The 17038-nt window shown below is 72.4% G+C and carries 16 protein-coding genes and 1 pseudogene; 5 read left to right on the forward strand and 12 right to left on the reverse strand.

Going from position 1 to position 17038, the window contains the following annotated elements; genetic code table 11:
* Positions 1-13: 13 nt before the first annotated feature.
* The 6 genes from ACWDVW_RS20400 to eno all read right to left on the reverse strand — a co-directional run bounded on the left by ACWDVW_RS20400 (position 14) and on the right by eno (position 4678).
* Positions 14-514: an LppU/SCO3897 family protein gene (locus tag ACWDVW_RS20400; protein WP_449951149.1), complete on the reverse strand. Its 501-nt coding sequence runs from the start codon at positions 512-514 to the stop codon at positions 14-16.
* Between the two features lie 104 nt (positions 515-618).
* Entirely contained in the window at positions 619-1557 is a 939-nt protein-coding gene (locus ACWDVW_RS20405; protein WP_449951247.1) for a Ppx/GppA phosphatase family protein, read from the reverse strand.
* A 53-nt stretch (positions 1558-1610) separates the two neighbouring features.
* A complete protein-coding gene (locus ACWDVW_RS20410) occupies positions 1611-2144 on the reverse strand; it encodes an amino-acid N-acetyltransferase (protein WP_449951151.1) in 534 nt (177 codons plus the stop codon).
* Entirely contained in the window at positions 2141-2698 is a 558-nt protein-coding gene (locus ACWDVW_RS20415) for a DUF501 domain-containing protein (RefSeq protein ID WP_449951154.1), read from the reverse strand. Before ACWDVW_RS20415 ends, ACWDVW_RS20410 begins: the two co-directional genes overlap by 4 nt.
* A gap of 37 nt (positions 2699-2735) precedes the next feature.
* Entirely contained in the window at positions 2736-3365 is a 630-nt protein-coding gene (locus ACWDVW_RS20420; RefSeq protein ID WP_449951157.1) for an FtsB family cell division protein, read from the reverse strand.
* 29 nt (positions 3366-3394) lie between these two features.
* Positions 3395-4678: a phosphopyruvate hydratase gene (eno, locus tag ACWDVW_RS20425; protein WP_396740605.1), complete on the reverse strand. Its 1284-nt coding sequence runs from the start codon at positions 4676-4678 to the stop codon at positions 3395-3397.
* 221 nt (positions 4679-4899) lie between these two features.
* On the opposite strand from eno, the gene ACWDVW_RS20430 reads away from it, so the two are divergent.
* Positions 4900-5589, forward strand: coding sequence for a hypothetical protein (locus tag ACWDVW_RS20430; RefSeq protein WP_449951160.1), 690 nt, complete (start codon positions 4900-4902; stop codon positions 5587-5589).
* Between the two features lie 3 nt (positions 5590-5592).
* Here ACWDVW_RS20430 and ACWDVW_RS20435 read toward each other — a convergent pair whose 3' ends face one another.
* Together ACWDVW_RS20435 and ACWDVW_RS20440 are read right to left on the reverse strand one after the other, a co-directional pair.
* Positions 5593-7212, reverse strand: a complete 1620-nt coding sequence (locus ACWDVW_RS20435; protein ID WP_449951163.1) for a DUF885 domain-containing protein — start codon at positions 7210-7212, stop codon at positions 5593-5595.
* A 518-nt stretch (positions 7213-7730) separates the two neighbouring features.
* Complete coding sequence (locus tag ACWDVW_RS20440) at positions 7731-7922, reverse strand: hypothetical protein (protein ID WP_449951165.1); 192 nt, start codon at positions 7920-7922, stop codon at positions 7731-7733.
* Positions 7923-7974: 52 nt separating this feature from the next.
* On the opposite strand from ACWDVW_RS20440, the pseudogene ACWDVW_RS20445 reads away from it, so the two are divergent.
* Both ACWDVW_RS20445 and ACWDVW_RS20450 read left to right on the forward strand, forming a co-directional pair.
* A pseudogene (locus ACWDVW_RS20445) lies at positions 7975-8139 on the forward strand (Scr1 family TA system antitoxin-like transcriptional regulator); the annotation flags it as partial.
* Positions 8130-8330 carry a DUF397 domain-containing protein gene (locus ACWDVW_RS20450; protein ID WP_449951168.1) on the forward strand — a complete coding sequence of 67 codons (201 nt, stop codon included), beginning with the start codon at positions 8130-8132 and terminating at the stop codon, positions 8328-8330. The pseudogene ACWDVW_RS20445 and the gene ACWDVW_RS20450, both read left to right, overlap by 10 nt.
* A 158-nt stretch (positions 8331-8488) precedes the next feature.
* On the opposite strand, the gene ACWDVW_RS20455 is transcribed toward ACWDVW_RS20450, so the two are convergent.
* The 3 genes from ACWDVW_RS20455 to mfd are packed head-to-tail and all read right to left on the reverse strand — an operon-like array spanning position 8489 to position 13963.
* On the reverse strand, positions 8489-9469 hold the full coding sequence (locus ACWDVW_RS20455) for a nucleoside triphosphate pyrophosphohydrolase (protein WP_449951171.1): 981 nt from the start codon (positions 9467-9469) through the stop codon (positions 8489-8491).
* Positions 9470-9471: 2 nt separating this feature from the next.
* Complete coding sequence (locus tag ACWDVW_RS20460; protein ID WP_449951173.1) at positions 9472-10212, reverse strand: hypothetical protein; 741 nt, start codon at positions 10210-10212, stop codon at positions 9472-9474.
* A gap of 22 nt (positions 10213-10234) precedes the next feature.
* Positions 10235-13963: a transcription-repair coupling factor gene (mfd, locus tag ACWDVW_RS20465; protein ID WP_449951175.1), complete on the reverse strand. Its 3729-nt coding sequence runs from the start codon at positions 13961-13963 to the stop codon at positions 10235-10237.
* A gap of 211 nt (positions 13964-14174) precedes the next feature.
* On the opposite strand from mfd, the gene ACWDVW_RS20470 reads away from it, so the two are divergent.
* Entirely contained in the window at positions 14175-15086 is a 912-nt protein-coding gene (locus ACWDVW_RS20470; protein WP_449951178.1) for a cyclase family protein, read from the forward strand.
* 12 nt (positions 15087-15098) lie between these two features.
* Complete coding sequence (locus ACWDVW_RS20475; RefSeq protein ID WP_449951180.1) at positions 15099-15806, forward strand: hypothetical protein; 708 nt, start codon at positions 15099-15101, stop codon at positions 15804-15806.
* A 45-nt stretch (positions 15807-15851) separates the two neighbouring features.
* Here the strand turns inward: ACWDVW_RS20475 and ACWDVW_RS20480 are convergent, their stop codons facing one another.
* On the reverse strand, positions 15852-16892 hold the full coding sequence (locus tag ACWDVW_RS20480) for a S66 family peptidase (protein WP_449951183.1): 1041 nt from the start codon (positions 16890-16892) through the stop codon (positions 15852-15854).
* Positions 16893-17038: the final 146 nt, after the last annotated feature.

Raw genomic sequence — 17038 nt, forward strand, 5'->3', positions numbered from 1 at the left:
CCATGCCCTGCCGTCAGGCCTTCCGGGTCAGGCAGAGCAGGTAGCCGGTGGCGCCGGGCTTGACGCTGTAGAAGACGTAGCCGTCTTCGCCCTCCTTGAAGTACGGCTCGCACGCCTCACCGGTGCGGGCCTGGGCCTCGGTCTGGTCGTCGACCCGACCGACCACGTTGTACGCGGCGTCGGTGTCGGTGCAGGCGACCACCTTCGCACCGCTGACCTCGGTCTCCTGCTCGCCGATCGTCTCGGGGAGCTCGGCGATGCAGTCACCGGACTTCGCCTCGGCGGTCTTGTCGGAGTCGAAGAGGCTGGCGAGGCCGAACTTCAGACCGGTGATGACCGCGAACACGACGAGCGCGCCGACGATGCCGATCAGCTTCTTCTTGCCACCGGACCCACGCGCCGGTTCGGTCGGCGGCGCCGGCTGTCCCGCCGCCTCTCCGGAGGGCGGTGCCGGGACACTCGACGGGTCCTGCGAAGCATTCGGCGCGGGAGCCGATGCGACCTGCTCTGACACGGTTTGTCCTTCCAGGGTGGATGAGCAGACGACACCGTAAGCGATCATCGATGTCGTCCGTCGCCCCGTGGGCATCAACCGTTCAGCCATTTCCCAGAAGGCACTCAGCCTACCGGAGCGAGGCTCCAGGCGATGCCGTCGAGGATGTCGTGCTCGGAAGCCACCACCGAGTCCATCCCGGCCCGTTCCATGATCACCCGGAGGACGAGCGCGCCCGCACCGATGACGTCGGCCCGGCCCGGGTGCATCACCGGGATCGCCAACCGCTGCTCCCGATTGGCCGCCAGCAACTCGGCGGTCACCTGTGCCACCCGGTCGTACGACACCCGGGCGTGGTGGATGCGGGTCGGGTCGTACCCGGTGAGGCCCTCGGCGATCGCGACCACGGTGGTGACCGACCCGGCGAGCCCGACCAGCGTGGCCGCCTCGCGTCCCGGCACCACCGTCAGCGCGCGGTCGACCGCCACCGCGATGTCGGCCTGCGCGGCGGCGATCTCCTCCAGCCCGGGCGGGTCCCCGTGCAGGTGCCGCTCGGTCATCCGGACGCAGCCGATGTCCATCGAGATCGCCGCGTCGACGCCGCCGTCCCGGCTGCCGACCACGAACTCGGTGGAGCCGCCGCCGATGTCCACCACCAGGTACGGCGACCGCGCCTCGGACGGCAGCCCGCGTACCGCGCCGGTGAACGAGAGCCGGGCCTCCTCGTCGCCGCTGACCACCTCGGGCGCCACGCCCAACGTCTGCTGCACCATGGCCCGGAAGTCGGCGGCGTTCTCCGCGTCCCGGCTGGCCGAGGTGGCGCACATCCGCACCCGCTCGACACCCGACTTCTCGATCTCGGCGGCGTAGTCGACCAGTGCGACCCGGGTCCGCTCGATCGCCTCGGGGGCGAGCCGGCCGGTGGCGTCGACGCCCTGGCCCAGCCGGACGATCTCCATCCGCCGGGACACGTCGCGCAGCGGCGCCGAGGGCCCCTCCGACGGGTCGGGCAGGTCGGCGACCAGCAACCGGATCGAGTTGGTGCCACAGTCGATGGCGGCCACACGCGTCGTCACGACGGTCACCCTACAGTGGCGAGCCGACCGGGCACCCGGCCTCAGAGACGCAGCAGCATCCGGGTGTTGCCCAGCGTGTTCGGCTTGACCCGTTCCAGGTCGAGGAACTCGGCGACGCCCTCGTCGTACGAGCGCAGCAACTGCTCGTAGACGGGGTTCGGCACGGGAGCGCCGTCGATCTCGGTGAAGCCGAACGAGCCGAAGAACCGGGTCTCGAAGGTGAGCACGAAGATCCGCGCGATGCCCAGGTCCCGCGCCGCCTCGATCAGCTCGGCCACGATCCGGTGCCCGATCCGCCGGCCCCGGCAGGTCGGGTCGACCGCCACCGTCCGGATCTCGGCCAGGTCCTCCCACATCACGTGCAGCGCGCCGCAGCCCACCACCGCGCCGTCGGCGACCCGGCTGGCGACCCGGAACTCCTGCACGTGCTCGTAGAGCGTGACGGTGGCCTTGCTGAGCAGCCGCCGGTCGTCGGTGTAGGTGTCCACCAGCCGACGGATGGCGCGGACGTCGGCGGTGCGGGCGGGCCGGACCAGGATGTCGTCGGCCCGGTCCGGAGCGGGCTCGCCGCTCACTCGGCGTCCGGCACGTCGACGCACCGGCCCGCCGCCCACCAGGGCTCGACCAGGTCCAGCGTCTCGTCACCGAACGGGTTCACGCCGGGCCCGGCGCCGAGCGCGTGACCGAGGTGGACGTGCAGGCACTTCACCCGGCCGGGCATCCCGCCGGCCGAGATGCCAGCGATCTCGGGGACCTCGGCGATCGAGTCCCGCCGGGCCAGGTAGTCCTCGTGCGCGGCCCGGTAGCGGTCGGCCAGGTCCGGATCCGCGGCCAACCGGTCGGCCATCTCCCGCATCAACCCGGCCGACTCCAACCGGCTGCACGCCGCGGTCGCGCGGGGGCAGGTCAGGTAGTAGAGCGTCGGGAAGGGGGTGCCGTCGGCCAGCCGGGGCGTCGTCTCCACCACGTCGGGCAGGCCGCACGGGCAGCGGTGCGCCACCGCCCGGGTGCCGCGCGGCGGGCGTCCGAGCTGCGCGGCCACCGCGGCGAGGTCGGCCTCCGTGGCCGGCTCCCGCTTCGGTGGGGGTACGGAGGCCGCCGCCGGCTCCTGCGGTGGTACGACAGTCACGGTGCCATCTCTCGTTCGTGCGGGGGTGGATCGGTGCTCAGTCGACGGTCGGTGTCGCGTCGGCGGCGCGCACGCTCGACCAGAGCGTGTCGTACCAGCGGTCCGGTATGGACGGGGTGCCGGGCTGGGTGGTGCCGGCGTCCCGGGCGGCGCCGGCCGGGTCGTCGAGCAGCACCACCAACTTCTCACCGGGCCGGGTCATGAAGAACCGCTCCCGCGCCTTGGCCTCGATGAACGCGTCGTCCTGCCACTTCTCGGCCTCCTCGGTCAGCTCGGCGATCAGCTTGCGCTGGGCGGCCTGCGAGGCCTCCATCCGCTCGATGTCGGCCTGCTGGTCGAGATAGACCCGGACCGGGTACGTGTAGGCGAGCGCGAGCGCGATCAGCACCGCGACCAGCACGGTGGCCCGGCCGGTGAGACCTCGGGATCGGGGTGCGGAGAGCCGGGTGACGCCGCCTGCGGCGGTGCGCCGGGCTGCGGCGGGCCGCTTGGCGGAGCGTACGCCCTCGGCACCGCGGGCGGCCGACGGCGCCCGGCCGGCGGTGGTACGCGACTCGGCGCGGACCCCTCCGCCGTCCCGGACCGCGCCCCGGCCGGTGCCGGGCCGACCGGTGCGGCCCGGCCGGCGGGCCGGACGTTGACCACCCGGCGTGCGGCGCTGCTGCATCACACCCCTCCCCCGAGGTTCACCACCCGTCAGGCGGAACGGTAACGCGGGAAGGCGCCCGCACCGGCGTACCGCGCCGCGTCGGCCAGCTCCTCCTCGATGCGCAGGAGCTGGTTGTACTTGGCCACCCGGTCGGAGCGGGCCGGGGCACCGGTCTTGATCTGGCCGCAGCCGGTGGCCACCGCGAGGTCGGCGATGGTGGTGTCCTCGGTCTCGCCGGACCGGTGGCTCATCATGCACTTGAAGCCGGCCCGGTGGGCCAGGTCGACCGCGTCCAGGGTCTCGGTCAGCGAGCCGATCTGGTTGACCTTCACCAGCACCGCGTTGGCCGCACGCTCGGTGATGCCCCGGGCGATGCGCTGCGGGTTGGTGACGAACAGGTCGTCACCGACGATCTGGACCCGGTCGCCGATCGCGGCGGTCAGCGTCTGCCAGCCGCTCCAGTCGTCCTCGGCCAGCGGGTCCTCGATCGACACGATCGGGTACGCGTCGGCGAGCTTGGTGTAGTACTCGCTCATCTCCTCCGCGCTCTTGGCGACGCCCTCGAAGGTGTAGCGCCCGTCGGCGAAGAACTCGGTGGCGGCGACGTCCAGGGCGAAGACGATGTCGGTGCCGAGCGTGTAGCCGGCCTTCTCCACCGCCTCGGCGATCAGGTCCAGGGCGGCGGCGTTGGTGGGCAGGTTCGGGGCGAAGCCGCCCTCGTCGCCGAGCCCGGTCGACAGGTCCTTCTTCTTCAGCACGGTCTTGAGCGCGTGGTAGACCTCGGCACCGGAGCGCAGCGCCTCCCGGAAGCTCGGCGCGCCGATCGGCGCGATCATGAACTCCTGGATGTCGACGTTGCTGTCGGCGTGCGCTCCACCGTTGAGGATGTTCATCATCGGCACCGGGAGCAGGTGCGCGTTCGGCCCGCCCAGGTAGCGGAAGAGGCTCAGTCCGGCGCTGCCGGCCGCCGCCTTGGCCACCGCCAGCGAGACGCCGAGGATGGCGTTGGCGCCCAGCTCGCCCTTGTTGTCGGAGCCGTCGATGTCCAGCATCTTCTGGTCGATCACCCGCTGCTCGCTGGCGTCGTACCCGATGAGCTGGTCGACGATGCGGTCCTCGATGTTGGCGACCGCCTTCTCCACTCCCTTGCCCAGGTAGCGGCCCTTGTCACCGTCGCGCAGCTCGACCGCCTCGAAGGCGCCGGTGGAGGCGCCGGAGGGCACCGCCGCCCGGGAGACCGTGCCGTCGTCCAGCCCGACCTCGACCTCGACCGTCGGGTTACCCCGCGAGTCCAGGATCTCCCGAGCCTCGATTACCTCGATGGTTGCCACTGAGTCGCTCCTCGTTCGTGTCGTCTCGTGCGGTATGGGCCGCGACGGTGCGGCTGAGGCAGGTGTTGAACGCAGCGTATCGGTCCCCGTTCCCGCGCACCGCGACCGGGCGGGCCACGACCCGCTCTGTGACCGCCGACGGGTCGGACATTCCCGAATTCTCGTGCGGCAACCGGCAACGAGTTTGCACGAGCGGGACCTGATCGATCAGGCTTGGCGCCATGCCCGCCGCCTCGACCACCCTCCGTACGCTCGCCGTGTCGGTCATCGCGTTGCTCACCGTCACTGGCTGTCAGGCTCTGGACGACGCCGGACGGGCGATGGGACGGGCCGACGTGGTCAACGACCTCGCCGCCCGGATCGATCGGGCGCTGGAGTTGACCTACTCGGCGCAGTACCAACTCTCCGGCGGCCGGACCGCGTCGATCAACCAGTCGCAGGACCCGGCCCGGTCGGCGTACGAGTGGCCGGACGGCAAGCTGACCGTCACCGCCGAGGCGACCACCCGCTGCGAGGCCGACGACGGGCGGACGGTCTGCACGCTCGAAGCGCCGCCCGCCCCGAACAGCAAACCGCCGGTGGTCGTCTTCGCTGCCGCCGAACGCGAGGGACTGGTCACGCCGCCGCTGGTGATGGGCCTGCTGACCAGTGCCGCCCTGGATCCCGGCGCGGTCATCACCCAGCGCGAGAACACCATCGCCGGGCACCACGCGACCTGCGTCGACGTACGCCAGACCGCCGAGAGCTTCAACGCCTGCGTGACCGCGGAGGGCGTGCTCGGCAGCTTCACCGGCCAGATCGACGGCGTGCCGGTGGAGTTGGCACTGAGCCGCTACCAGGAGCAGGTCGACGGCGCCGCGTTCGAGGTACCGCCGGGCGCGGGCGTGGTCGACCGTCGACCCGCCACCTGAGGCTCAGATCCCGAGCAGGGTCCGCAGATGGCGCGGGGGCGGGCAGTTGTGCGCCAACATCTCGTCGTGCCAGTCCCGTAGCGGCACCTCGGACGGGCGGGCCGCGGCGATGTCGGCGACCTCCGCGTACCCGACGAAGTAGGTGGAGAGCTGGGCCGAGGTGAGCAGCGAGCGGCGCCACTTGCCGGCCGCCTCGCCCTCCTCCTGGAAGCCGCGCCCGGTCAGCAGCGCCATCGCCTCCGCCTCGGACGCCTCCTCGGCGTGGACCAACTGGTCCAGCAACGCGTTGAGGGTCATCCGCAACTGCACCTTGAGCTGCTGCAACCGCACCGGTAGCCCACCGAATCCGTGCCCGGCCATCAGCTCCTCGGCATAGACCGCCCAACCCTCGACGAACGGACCGGAGCGGGTCAGCGCGCGGACCCGGGTGGTGCCCCGGTGACGGCGGGCGTGGGCGAGTTGGAGGAAGTGACCGGGCATCGCCTCGTGCACGGTCAGGTTCCTGATCATGTGGTCGTTGTACTCGCGGTAGAACGAGTCCACGCGATGCGCCGGCCAGTCCGCCGGAGTCGGCGCGATGCAGTAGAAGGTGGGCAGCTCGGCGGTCTCCAGCGCGCCCGGCGCGTCGCAGTAGGCCACCGCCACGCCGCGCGCGAACTGCGGCATCACCTGGATCACGCAGGGGTCGTCCGGCACGCTCACCAGATCGTGCGCGCGGACGAAGTCGCTCGCCTCGTCCATCGTGATCGAGGCCAGGTCGACGATGGTGTGGTCGTCGGGGTGCTCGGCGGCCAGCAGGTCCAGCGCGCGGCGTACCGTCTCGTCGTCGGCCGGACCGCCGACCAGCTCGACCGCCGCCGCGCGGATCTCCGCACCGATCCGGTCCAGGTTTGCCCACGCCCGCCGCTGGATCTCGGCGGCGCCCAGCTCGGTGTCGAGGGTGTGCCACAGGCGGGCCTCCCAGCGCCGCCGCCCCAACCGGGGATCCCGCCCCGGCCCGTCCTCGGCGGCCAGCCCGGTGCGCAGCCAGGCGACGAACTCCTCCAGCGCGGCGATCGCCGCGGTGGCCGCCGGCTCGACCCGGTCGACCAGCGCCGGTGCCTGCGCCAGCAGCGCCGGCACCTCGTCCCGGACCAGCGCGGCGGTGCCGGTGAACTGCCCGACCGCCGTCTCGGCGTGGATCCGGGGCATGTCGCGCAGCGTCGCCCGCGCGGTCGCCAACGCGTCCGGTACGGCGGCGAGCCGACCGGCGAGCGCGGTCAACCGCTCCTCGACCGGCGCGTACGGCCGGGCGACGAGGGCGTGCAGCAGCGGGCCAGGATTGTGCACGAGCGGATCCCACTCGTGTGCCCGGATCTCGGTCAGCTCGAACAACTCCCGGTCGACCGCCGCCGCCAGCAGTGCGTGGTCCACCTGCTCCTCGACGTCGCCCGGATCCGGGTCGATCTCGCACAGCACGCTGGCCGCGTCCACGAGCATTGCCCGGTCGGCCGCCACCGCGTCGGCGGAGAGATCCGGCAACCGGTCGTCGTACCGGTGGTCTCCGACCGAGGTGGCCACCCCCGGCCGACTGACCAGCAACGCCTCGACGATCCGCTCCGCCACCACCCCGAACTTCTCCACCCCCCGACCCTAACCACCCCACCCACCCCCCGCCCCCGACGCCCAGCACGCCGATAAACCCCGCCCACCGCAAACAGGCCACCCACCCCGTTGATCAAGGAATTTGCGTCGTGCCGACACGGTTCTCCGACGCAAACCTCTTGATCACGGAGCCACGCCACCGCCAGGTGGTCGGGGGTATGTCGCCGGTGCTGGTACGCCGGGAGCGCGGCGGGTCGCGCGGCGGATCGGCGGAGGTGGCGACGACAGCCGCGCCATGGAGGGTCTTCTCCTTCCCTTGCGGCCTATCGAGCTGAACCGTCTGTGCTGTCACCATGCCTCGCTGGCCTCGCTAGCGTCGCGCACCACGGAAGAGATCGGCGACCCGGGGCGGGCGAAAGGTTAGGTGTCACATGGTGGGTCGGCCGGAACCAGGTCCGGGTGCGGGTCCACCTCCGGCGCACCGCTGCGCAGGCCGGGCCGGGTCCAGGCGCGCTCGTCGGCGGCGCCCTGCCCTGCGCACGTTCGACGACATCACTTCACTCAGAGCGCGGGGATGCGCCAGAGCTGCCGGGGCTCGGGCGCTCACGTGCGGCCCTCTCGTTCAGGTCGATCGGTCGGTTGATCCATCGCATGAACCGGTCGTTCAGCGCGGCAAGGTCGGGAGTGAAGCCGAGCGCGGCGATGTCGTCCACGGCATCCCGCATCAAAAGCGCGAGGTAGAAGACCAACGCCAGCGTGTGACCCGCGTACTCACGGAGAAGGACCAGCTTCGCCGGGCCGCACCGCACCGCCGGATACCTGGACACGCCCCTGCACGGCCACGTGGTCAGTGATCCGGGCGACCTGGTCACTCTGATGGGTGCGTGGGAGAATGTGCGCGGTGAGGCCCTGTCCCACCGGCAGTCGATCGAGTTGATAAGGGAAGTGGCGGAGACATGGACCTGACCCACGCCGCTTGGCGCAAGTCCAGCCGAAGCAACGCCAATGGCGGAGACTGCGTCGAGGTGGCCGACAACCTGCCCGGTGTCGTTCTGGTCCGCGATACCAAGGACCGCGACGGCGGCACCCTCCACGTCAGCCCGAACAACTGGCAGGGGTTCGTCAACCTGGCCAAGCAGATCGGCCCCCTGGGCTGACCCGTCCGCAGAAGCCCTCAGCGCGATGCTGGGGGCTTCTTCATGCGCCCCCGCCTCCCTTGGCAACAGCGTGGCAGCGTAGCTGTTCGACACGCCGGGCCTGGAGCAGTTGCACTGCCACGATCCCGGCACCGTCGTTAGTCGACTGGGTCGGTGCGTCAGCTCGGACGGGAGGTGGATTCGGCCTTGCGGATGGACTCGGCGTGGGCGAGGGTGGCGCGGCGCAGGGCGGTCTCCGGGTCCAGGCCGGCGTCGCGGGCCTCGGCGACGACGGTCAGCAGGGCGGCGCCCAGGGCCGCCTCGGCGTCCGGCTGGGCCTCCGCCGACGGGAGCGGCACACCGAGCCCGGCCCGGGTGGCGCGCTCCAGGATCTTGGCGGCCAGGGCCAGCGCGGGCTGGCTCACCGCGATGCCGTCGAGCACCGAGTCCCGGGACTTCTCGGCCTGCTTGATCCGCTCCCAGCTCGCGGTGATCTCCTCCAGGCTGCCCGCCTCGGCGTCGGCGAAGACGTGCGGGTTGCGCCGGACCATCTTGTCGACCAGGCCACCGGCCACGTCGTCCACGGTCCACCGCTCGCCCTCGGGCAGTTCCTCGGCCAGCCGGGCGTGCAGCACCACCTGGAGCAGCACGTCACCCAACTCCTCGCGCAGCGCGTCGGTGTCCCCGGCGCCGATCGCGTCGTACGCCTCGTAGCACTCCTCCAGCAGGAACCCGGCCAGACTCTGGTGGGTCTGCGCCCGCTTCCACGGATCACCACCCGGGGAGAGCAGTCGGTCCAGCACCGCCACCGCATCGAGCAGCCGGGCACCCGGCGGATCCCAGGAGCCGTACATCAGCTCCAGCTCCGCCAGCCCCGGTTCGCGGGCCAACCGCAGCCCCAACTGACGGGCCAACGACTCGTCGCCGGCCGGTCCGGCCAGCCACACCACGGTCTCGTGCGTCGCCGAGGCGTCCAGCAAGGCGGGCACCGCCGGCCCGTCGAGCACCCGTACCTCGGCACCGGCGACCCGCAGGGCGTTGGTCAGCTCGCTCTCCGCACCGGCGAGCACCGGCGCGGCGCGTACGACGTCCCAGGCGGCCGCCGTCAGCAGACCGGCCGGCAACCGGGGCGAGGTCACCAGCAGGACGATCCGGGGCACGGTCAGCCGTCGGCCGGGCCGGTCTGCGCCGGCCTCGGGGTGGAGACGTCGGTGACCGCGTCGGAACCCGGCTCACCCAGCGGCACACCCACCGCGACCGCCTGACCGGCGAAGCTGAGCACCGGGAACTCCAGCGGACGGTAGCGCGGGTTGACCGTCACGTCGTAGGTCTCGACCGCCCCGGCCAGGGCGTCGCGGGTGGCCAGGGCCTGGCGGAGCTGTTCGCCGTCGAGCTGCGGGGCGGCCTGCTCCACGGTCACGTCGGCGGGTACGGCACCGGCGCGCTTGCCCGCCGCCACCAGGTCGGCCAACTCCTGCTCGGTCGGTGCCACCGGCGAGCCGACCGGGATGCCGGACAGGCAGGTGTACAGCTCGGCGACCTGCCGCGCGTACGTGGCCTCCGGGCTGATGCCGAGCTGCTGGGCCACCTGGGCGGCCTCGGCCTGCCCCTGGGGGCGGTAGCCCTCGGCGGCGGAGATCCGCTCGCAGACCTGACCGAGCACCAGGGTGCTCACCACCTCGCCGCGTGCGGGCAGTCGAACCTGCTGGCCGGGCACCGGCTCGGCCGCCTCGGTCGGCTCCGGGTTCTTGGCCCGGGCGTCGTCGATGACCTCGGTGACGGCGTCCTCGGTGATCCGGTGGTCACCGACGTACGCGGCGACACCGGGCTCGGAACGGCAACCGGAGAGGGCGACGAGGCCGACCGCCACGCTGGCGACGGCGACAAGACGGCGAGCACGCATGCCCGTCACTCTCTCATGCCCCCTACCCACCGGTGCCACCAGCACCCACGGCCACCGCGGGGGCACCGAGGACGTCGGAGAGCAACTGCGCGCACCACTCCAGCAGCGCCTGGTCGCGCAGCGGCTCGCCACCGATCCGACGGGTCGTCGGCCGGGGCACGCTGACCTGGTCGAGCGCGGCCTTGTAGACCGAGTCCGGGTGGTAGCGCTTGAGCCGCATCTGCTTCGAGTCGGGCAGCGGCAGCGGCCCGAAGCGCAGGTGCTTGCCCTGCATGCTGACGTCGGTGAGGCCGTACTGCCGGGCCAGCAGCCGGAACCGCGCCACCGCGATCAGGTTCTGCACCGGCGCGGGCGGCTCGCCGTAGCGGTCGGTCATCTCGGCCGCCACCTCGCGCAGTCGCTCCTCGTCACGCGCCTCGGCGAGCTTGCGGTACATCTCCAGGCGCAGCCGCTCCACGCTCACGTAGTCGTGCGGCAGGTGCGCGTCCACCGGAAGGTCGATCTTGACGTCCGTCTCCTCCTCGGGACGCTCGCCCTTGAACGCCTGCACCGCCTCGCCGACCATCCGGACGTAGAGGTCGAACCCGACGCCCTCGATGTGCCCGGACTGCTCGCCGCCGAGCAGGTTGCCGGCGCCCCGGATCTCCAGGTCCTTCATCGCCACGTACATGCCGGCGCCCAACTCGGTGTGCTGGGCGATGGTGGCCAGCCGCTCGTGCGCGTGCTCGGTGAGCGGCTTCTCCGGCGGATAGAGGAAGTACGCGTACGCCCGCTCCCGGCCCCGGCCCACCCGGCCCCGGATCTGGTGCAACTGGGCCAGGCCGAGCAGGTCGGCCCGCTCCACGATCAGGGTGTTGGCGTTCGGGATGTCGATGCCGGACTCCACGATCGTGGTGCAGACCAGGACGTCGAACTCCTTCTCCCAGAAGCCGACCATGACCTTCTCCAGGGCGTCCTCGCCCATCTGGCCGTGCGCCACCGCGACCCGGGCCTCGGGCACCAGCTCGCGCAGCCGCCGGGCCGCCCGCTCGATCGACTCGACCCGGTTGTGCAGGTAGAAGACCTGTCCGTCGCGCAGCAGCTCGCGGTGGATGGCGGCGGCCACCTGCCGGTCGTCCTGTGCCCCGACGGCGGTGAGCACCGGGTGCCGTTCCTCCGGCGGGGTGGCGATGGTGGACATCTCCCGGATGCCGGTGATCGCCATCTCCAGGGTGCGCGGGATCGGGGTCGCCGACATGCTCAGCACGTCGACGGCGGCCCGCATCGACTTGAGGTGCTCCTTGTGCTCGACGCCGAAGCGCTGCTCCTCGTCGACGATGACCAGCCCGAGCGACTTGAATCGGGTGGCCGCCGCCAGCAGCCGGTGGGTGCCGATGACGATGTCGGCGGTGCCGTTGGCCACCATCTCCAGGGTCTGCTCGGCCTCCTTCGGCGTCTGGAAGCGGGAGAGCTGCCGGATCGTGATCGGGAACTGGCTCATCCGCTCGGCGAAGGTGTTGTAGTGCTGCTGCACCAGCAGGGTGGTCGGCACCAGCACCGCGACCTGCTTGCCGTCCTGCACCGCCTTGAACGCCGCGCGGACCGCGATCTCGGTCTTGCCGTAGCCGACGTCGCCGCAGATCAGCCGGTCCATCGGGACGCTCTGTTCCATGTCCCGCTTGACCTCCTCGATGGCGGCGAGCTGGTCGGGCGTCTCCTGCCAGGGGAAGGCGTCCTCCAGTTCCCGCTGCCACGGGGTGTCCGGACCGAAGGTGTGCCCCTTGGACGCCTTGCGGGCGGCGTAGAGCTGGATGAGCTGGGCGGCGATCTCCCGGACCGCCTTGCGGGCCCGGGCCTTGGACTTCTGCCAGTCCGAGCCGCCCATCTTGTGCAGCGTCGGCTGCTCACCACCGACGTACCGGCTGAGCTGGTCGAGCTGGTCGGTGGGGACGAAGAGACGGTCCCCCGGCTGGCCGCGCTTGCTGGCGGCGTACTCGATGACCAGGTACTCCCGGGACGCGCCGTTGACCGTCCGCTGCACCAGCTCCACGTACCGGCCGATGCCGTGCTGCTCGTGCACCACGTGGTCGCCGGCCCGCAGCTCCAGCGGGTCGATGGTGTTGCGCCGCCGGCTCGGCATCTTGCGCATGTCCCGGGTGGAGACGCCCCGGCCACCGGTGACGTCGCTGCCGGTGAGCAGCACGAACCGGGCCGCCTCGTCGACGAAGCCGCCGGTGAGGCTGCCGCAGGTGACCAGCACCTCGCCCGGCACCGGCGCGTCCGGGACCTGCTCGGTCATCCGGGCCCCGAGGCCACCGTCGCGGAGCACCTCGACGGCCCGCTGGGCGGGGCCGTGCCCCTCGAAGACCAGCACGATCGACCAGCCCTCACCGGTCCAGCGCGTCAGGTCGGCCACGACCCGGTCGGTCTCGCCGTGATAGAGCGGCGCGGGCTGGGCGCTGAGGCTGACCGCGATGGCGTCGTCGGGGGTGACGTCGACCGCCTCCGGCGCGTCCTCCCACGGCTGCCGCTCCGGGGCGGCCTCCGGCTCGGCCATAATTCGGCCTCCGCGCCGGTGGCCGGCACTCCGGACCGAATGAAGGTCGTCGGCCAGCCCGAACGGGGACAGCGTCCACCAGGGCCGCCGCAGCGTGGCGGCGGTCGCGCGGACGTCGGCCAGGGTGCGGAAGGCGGCCGCGCCGAGGTCGATCGGGGCCTGGCCACCGACGGCCGCGGCGGCCCAGCTCGCCTGGAGGAACTCCTCCGAGGTACGCACCAGGTCGTGCGCCCGGGTGCGGATCCGCTCCGGGTCGCAGAGCAGGACGTACGTGCCCTCGGGCATGCAGTCCAGCAGCAACTCCATCGAGTCGTCGCCGATCAGCGCCGGGGCGAGGGACTCCATGCCCTCCACCGGTACGCCGCCGGCCAGCTTGTCCAGGATCTCGGCCAGCTCCGGATGCTGCCCGGCCAGCGTGGCGGCCCGCTCCCGGACCTCCGGGGTGAGCAGCAGTTCCCGGCAGGGCGGTGCCCAGAGTTGCGGCACCTGGTCGATGGTGCGCTGGTCGGCCACGGCGAAGGTGCGGATCTCCTCCACCTCGTCGCCCCAGAACTCCACCCGGGACGGGTGCTCGTCGGTGGGCGGGAAGACGTCCAGGATGCCGCCGCGTACGGCGAACTCGCCCCGCTTGGTGACCAGGTCGACCCGCGCGTACGCCATGTCGGTCAACCGGCGCGCCACCTGCTCCAGGTCGGCCTCGTCGCCGGCGGACAGCCGCACCGGCTCCAGGTCGCCGAGCCCCTTGAGCTGCGGTTGCAGCATCGACCGGACCGGCGCCACGACCACCCGCAGCGGCCCGGTGCGCCCGTGCGCGTCGGCCGAATCCGGGTGGGCCAGCCGGCGCAGCACGGCCAGCCGTCGACCGACCGTGTCGGAGCGCGGCGAGAGCCGCTCGTGCGGCAGCGTCTCCCAGCTCGGGAAGATCGCCACCTGCTCGGCTGGCAGCAGGCCACCCAGCGCCGCCACCAGGTCCTCCGCCTCGCGGCTGGTGGCGGTGACCGCCAGCACCGGCCGCCCGGCACCGCCGACGGCGGCGTCCCGCCCCTGGTCGGTGGCGTCCGCGGCGACGGCGGCGACCGCGAACGGGCGCAGCGCCGGTGGCGCGGTCAGGTCGAGGCCGTCGACCTGGGCCGCACCGGAGCGCGCCAGGTCACGCACACGGGCCAGCCCCGGGTCGGCCAGGGCGGCGGCGAACAGTCCGGTGAGCGCAGTCATGATCACTTCCGCGGGAGAGGACACGACGATCACCCCGCGTCCGTCCGGACGGGGGGTTCCACCGGTCGACACTATCTCTCCGGTCGGACGATCCAGCGCCGTCCACGACGTCCGCGCTCCGGGCACGCTTGCGGCCTGCCGGTCCGCGCGTGCGGTCGGGGCCGCCAGCAGGATCTTGACGGCCGCCGAGCGCTGTGGTCGGCTGCCCGGCATGAACGGGGAGTTTCGCGCACAGTTCGACGCGGACGTCACCTTCGCCAACGGCGGCGGTCTGCGCACCGAGGGCTTCCGGCTGGACATCCCCGGCCGGAGCATCACCGACGAGGACCTGGCGGCGCTGTTCGTCCGGCACCTCGGGCTGCTGATGGTGGCCGAGGTACGGATCACCGCCACGACGATCGTCGAGGAGCCGCACAAGGGCGGTCGCGGCGTCGCGGCCACCGCCCCCAGTGGCGGTCGCCGGTTCGTCGAGCTGAGTCACGTGGTCACCGACGGGATGACCACGCTGCCCGGCTGGCCGGCGCCCCGGATCACCGAGTGGCTGACCCGGGAGGAGTCCCGGAGGAACTACGCACCGGGCACCGAGTTCCAGGTCGGGCGGATCGACATGATCGCCAACACCGGGACGTACCTGGACACCCCCGCCCACCGGTACGCCGACGGCAGCGACCTCACCGGCGTCGGCCTGGACCGCCTGGCCGACCTGCCCGCGCTCGTGGTGCGCCTGCCCGCCGGCACCCGTGCGGTGGACCGCCTGCTGCTGGCGCCGTACGACGTCGCCGGGAAGGCCGTGCTGCTGCACACCGGCTGGGACGCACACTTCGGCACCGACCGGTACGCCGCACCGGAGGCGCCCTACCTGACCGGTGACGGCGCTCAGGCGCTCGTCGATGCCGGTGTCGCCCTGGTCGGCATCGACTCGATCAACATCGACGACATGAGCCCGGCGGCGGGCGGTACGCGTCCCGCGCACAGCACCCTGCTGGCCGCCGGAGTGCCGATCGTGGAGCACCTGACCGGACTCGATCGACTCCCGCCCGACGGCTTCCGATTCACCGCCGCCCCGCCGAAGGTCGCCGGGATGGGTACCTTCCCCGTCCGCGCCTACGCCCGAATCGACTGAGACCGGAGAACCGTGACCTACCCTCCCCCCGGCCACCCGCCCCAACCGCCCTACGGCGGACAGCCCGCCCAACCGCCGCACGGCGGACAACCCGCGCAGCCGTCGTACGGCGGACAACCCGGCTGGCCGCCGGGCCCGCCCGCGACTCCCGTCGTCAAGCGGATCCCCGAGGACCAGCCCTTCGTCGTACGCCCCAACCTCGTCAAGCGTGGTCTGGTCATCGGCGGCGTCCTGCTGGCCGCCCTCGGCCCGATCGCCTGCTGTGTCGGCTTCGCCGTCCTCGGCGGCATGGACGCCGAGGGGCGCGGCGCCGCCGGCCTCGGCCTGGTGACCGTGCTGGGCTGCCTGCTCGTCCTGATCGCCCTGCCGGTCGGCCTCCAGCTCTGGTTGATCGGCTCCGGCGGGCCGGTGCTCGCGCTGAGCCACGAGGGGCTCTGGATCCGCAGCCGGCCCACCCGTGGTCAGGCGATCTGGCTGCCGTGGGAGGTCGTCGCGCAGATCTCCCGCCGCCGGTGGAGCCTGGAGAAGATGCTGGTGGTCAAGCCGCACAACCCGGCGACGATGCCGAACCTCGGCGGCTACACGGCGTTCGACAGCGCACCGTTGAACATCCTGTACGGCTCCGGCCTGGTCGCCACCCTCAACTTCGCCGACAAGCCGGAGGCGGAGATCCTGGCGGCCGTCGCCCACTACAGCGCCGGTCGCTGCCAGCTCACCTGAGCGACCCCGGGGTGGCGGTTCGGCCGCCGCCCCGGGCAGGGACCGTCAGTAGCGCACCGAGATGCGGCGGTCTACCGCGTCGACCCGGACCTCCCCGCCGTACGGGACGATCAACTGCGGATCGGTGTGGCCGAGATCGACGTCGAAGACCAGCACCGCGTCGGGGGCGTACTCGGCGAACGCCCGGGTCACCGCGGCCCGCTGCTCCCGGGCGTAGCCGGCCTTCTCGTCGGGGGTGAGCCGGCGGTCGAAGTTCCACGCCTTGGCGCGGCCGACCAGCGCGGCGGGAAGATCGGCGAGCAGGCCGCGCTCGCCGAGGCTGCGCAGCATGCGATAGACCTCGACGGCGGGCGGCAACTCCTCCGAGGTCTCGATCAGGAGGACCGACCCGCGCAGCGACTCCACCGGGGCGACCCGGTCGGCGGCGAGCAGCCACTGCAGCACCTCCAGGTTGCCGCCCCAGGTGCGGCCGGTCACCACCGTCGCCGGCCCCTGCCAGCGCCAGCCCGCACCGGCGAACATCACCGGGGCCGCCGCCAGGCAGTCCGGGTCGTTCCAGTCGGCCGGTTCGTCGCCCCACTCCGGCGCCGGGGCCAAGTCGTACCAGTCGGAGTCGAACAACGCCGCGCGCAGCGAGTCGGCGGTCATCGGGTGCAGCGCGCCGGGGCGACCGAGGTGCACCAGCACCGACCCGCCGTGATAGCTCACGATCCCCAACCGGTGCAGGTGGTTGAGGAGGTTGGTGTTGTCCGAGTAGCCGAAGTAGGGCTTCGGGTTGGCGCGCAGCACGTCGTCGTCGAGGTGCGGAGTGACGGTGATCTGGTCGTCGCCGCCGATGGTGGCCAGCACGGCGGTGATCGTCGGGTCGGCGAAGGCGTCGGTCAGGTCGCGGGCCCGGTCGCGCGGGTCGGCACCCATCACGCGGGTGGTCGGGTACTCCACCGGCTCCAGGCCGTACTCCTCGCGCAGTCGGCGCAGGCCCAACTCGTACACCTGCGGGAAGAGGCCCGGCAGCCCGGCGGAGGGCGAGACGACCGCGACCCGGTCCCCCGGTCGGGGCTTCGGTGGGTAGCGCAACGACGGCATGGGCCGACGGTACCGCCCCACGGTCGGCGTGGCCTTGATCACCGCAGGTGGGCACGCTCAGCCCCGGATCTGCCCGCTGCATGGGCCGCCACCAGCGCGGACGTCCCTCAGCCCGACCCCCGGGTGAAAGGAGGGGACCCCTCCTA

It is taken from the genome of Micromonospora sp. NPDC003241, assembly GCF_053589795.1.

Bases quoted from the DNA above. Each gene is read 5' to 3' on its own strand.
- ACWDVW_RS20420 (WP_449951157.1), bottom strand. From the start codon at position 3,365: ATGCAGCAGCGCCGCACGCCGGGTGGTCAACGTCCGGCCCGCCGGCCG.
- ACWDVW_RS20470 (WP_449951178.1), top strand. From the start codon at position 14,175: ATGAACGGGGAGTTTCGCGCACAGTTCGACGCGGACGTCACCTTCGCC.
- ACWDVW_RS20450 (WP_449951168.1), top strand. From the start codon at position 8,130: ATGGACCTGACCCACGCCGCTTGGCGCAAGTCCAGCCGAAGCAACGCC.
- ACWDVW_RS20430 (WP_449951160.1), top strand. From the start codon at position 4,900: ATGCCCGCCGCCTCGACCACCCTCCGTACGCTCGCCGTGTCGGTCATC.
- ACWDVW_RS20460 (WP_449951173.1), bottom strand. From the start codon at position 10,212: ATGCGTGCTCGCCGTCTTGTCGCCGTCGCCAGCGTGGCGGTCGGCCTC.
- ACWDVW_RS20480 (WP_449951183.1), bottom strand. From the start codon at position 16,892: ATGCCGTCGTTGCGCTACCCACCGAAGCCCCGACCGGGGGACCGGGTC.
- mfd (WP_449951175.1), bottom strand. From the start codon at position 13,963: ATGACTGCGCTCACCGGACTGTTCGCCGCCGCCCTGGCCGACCCGGGG.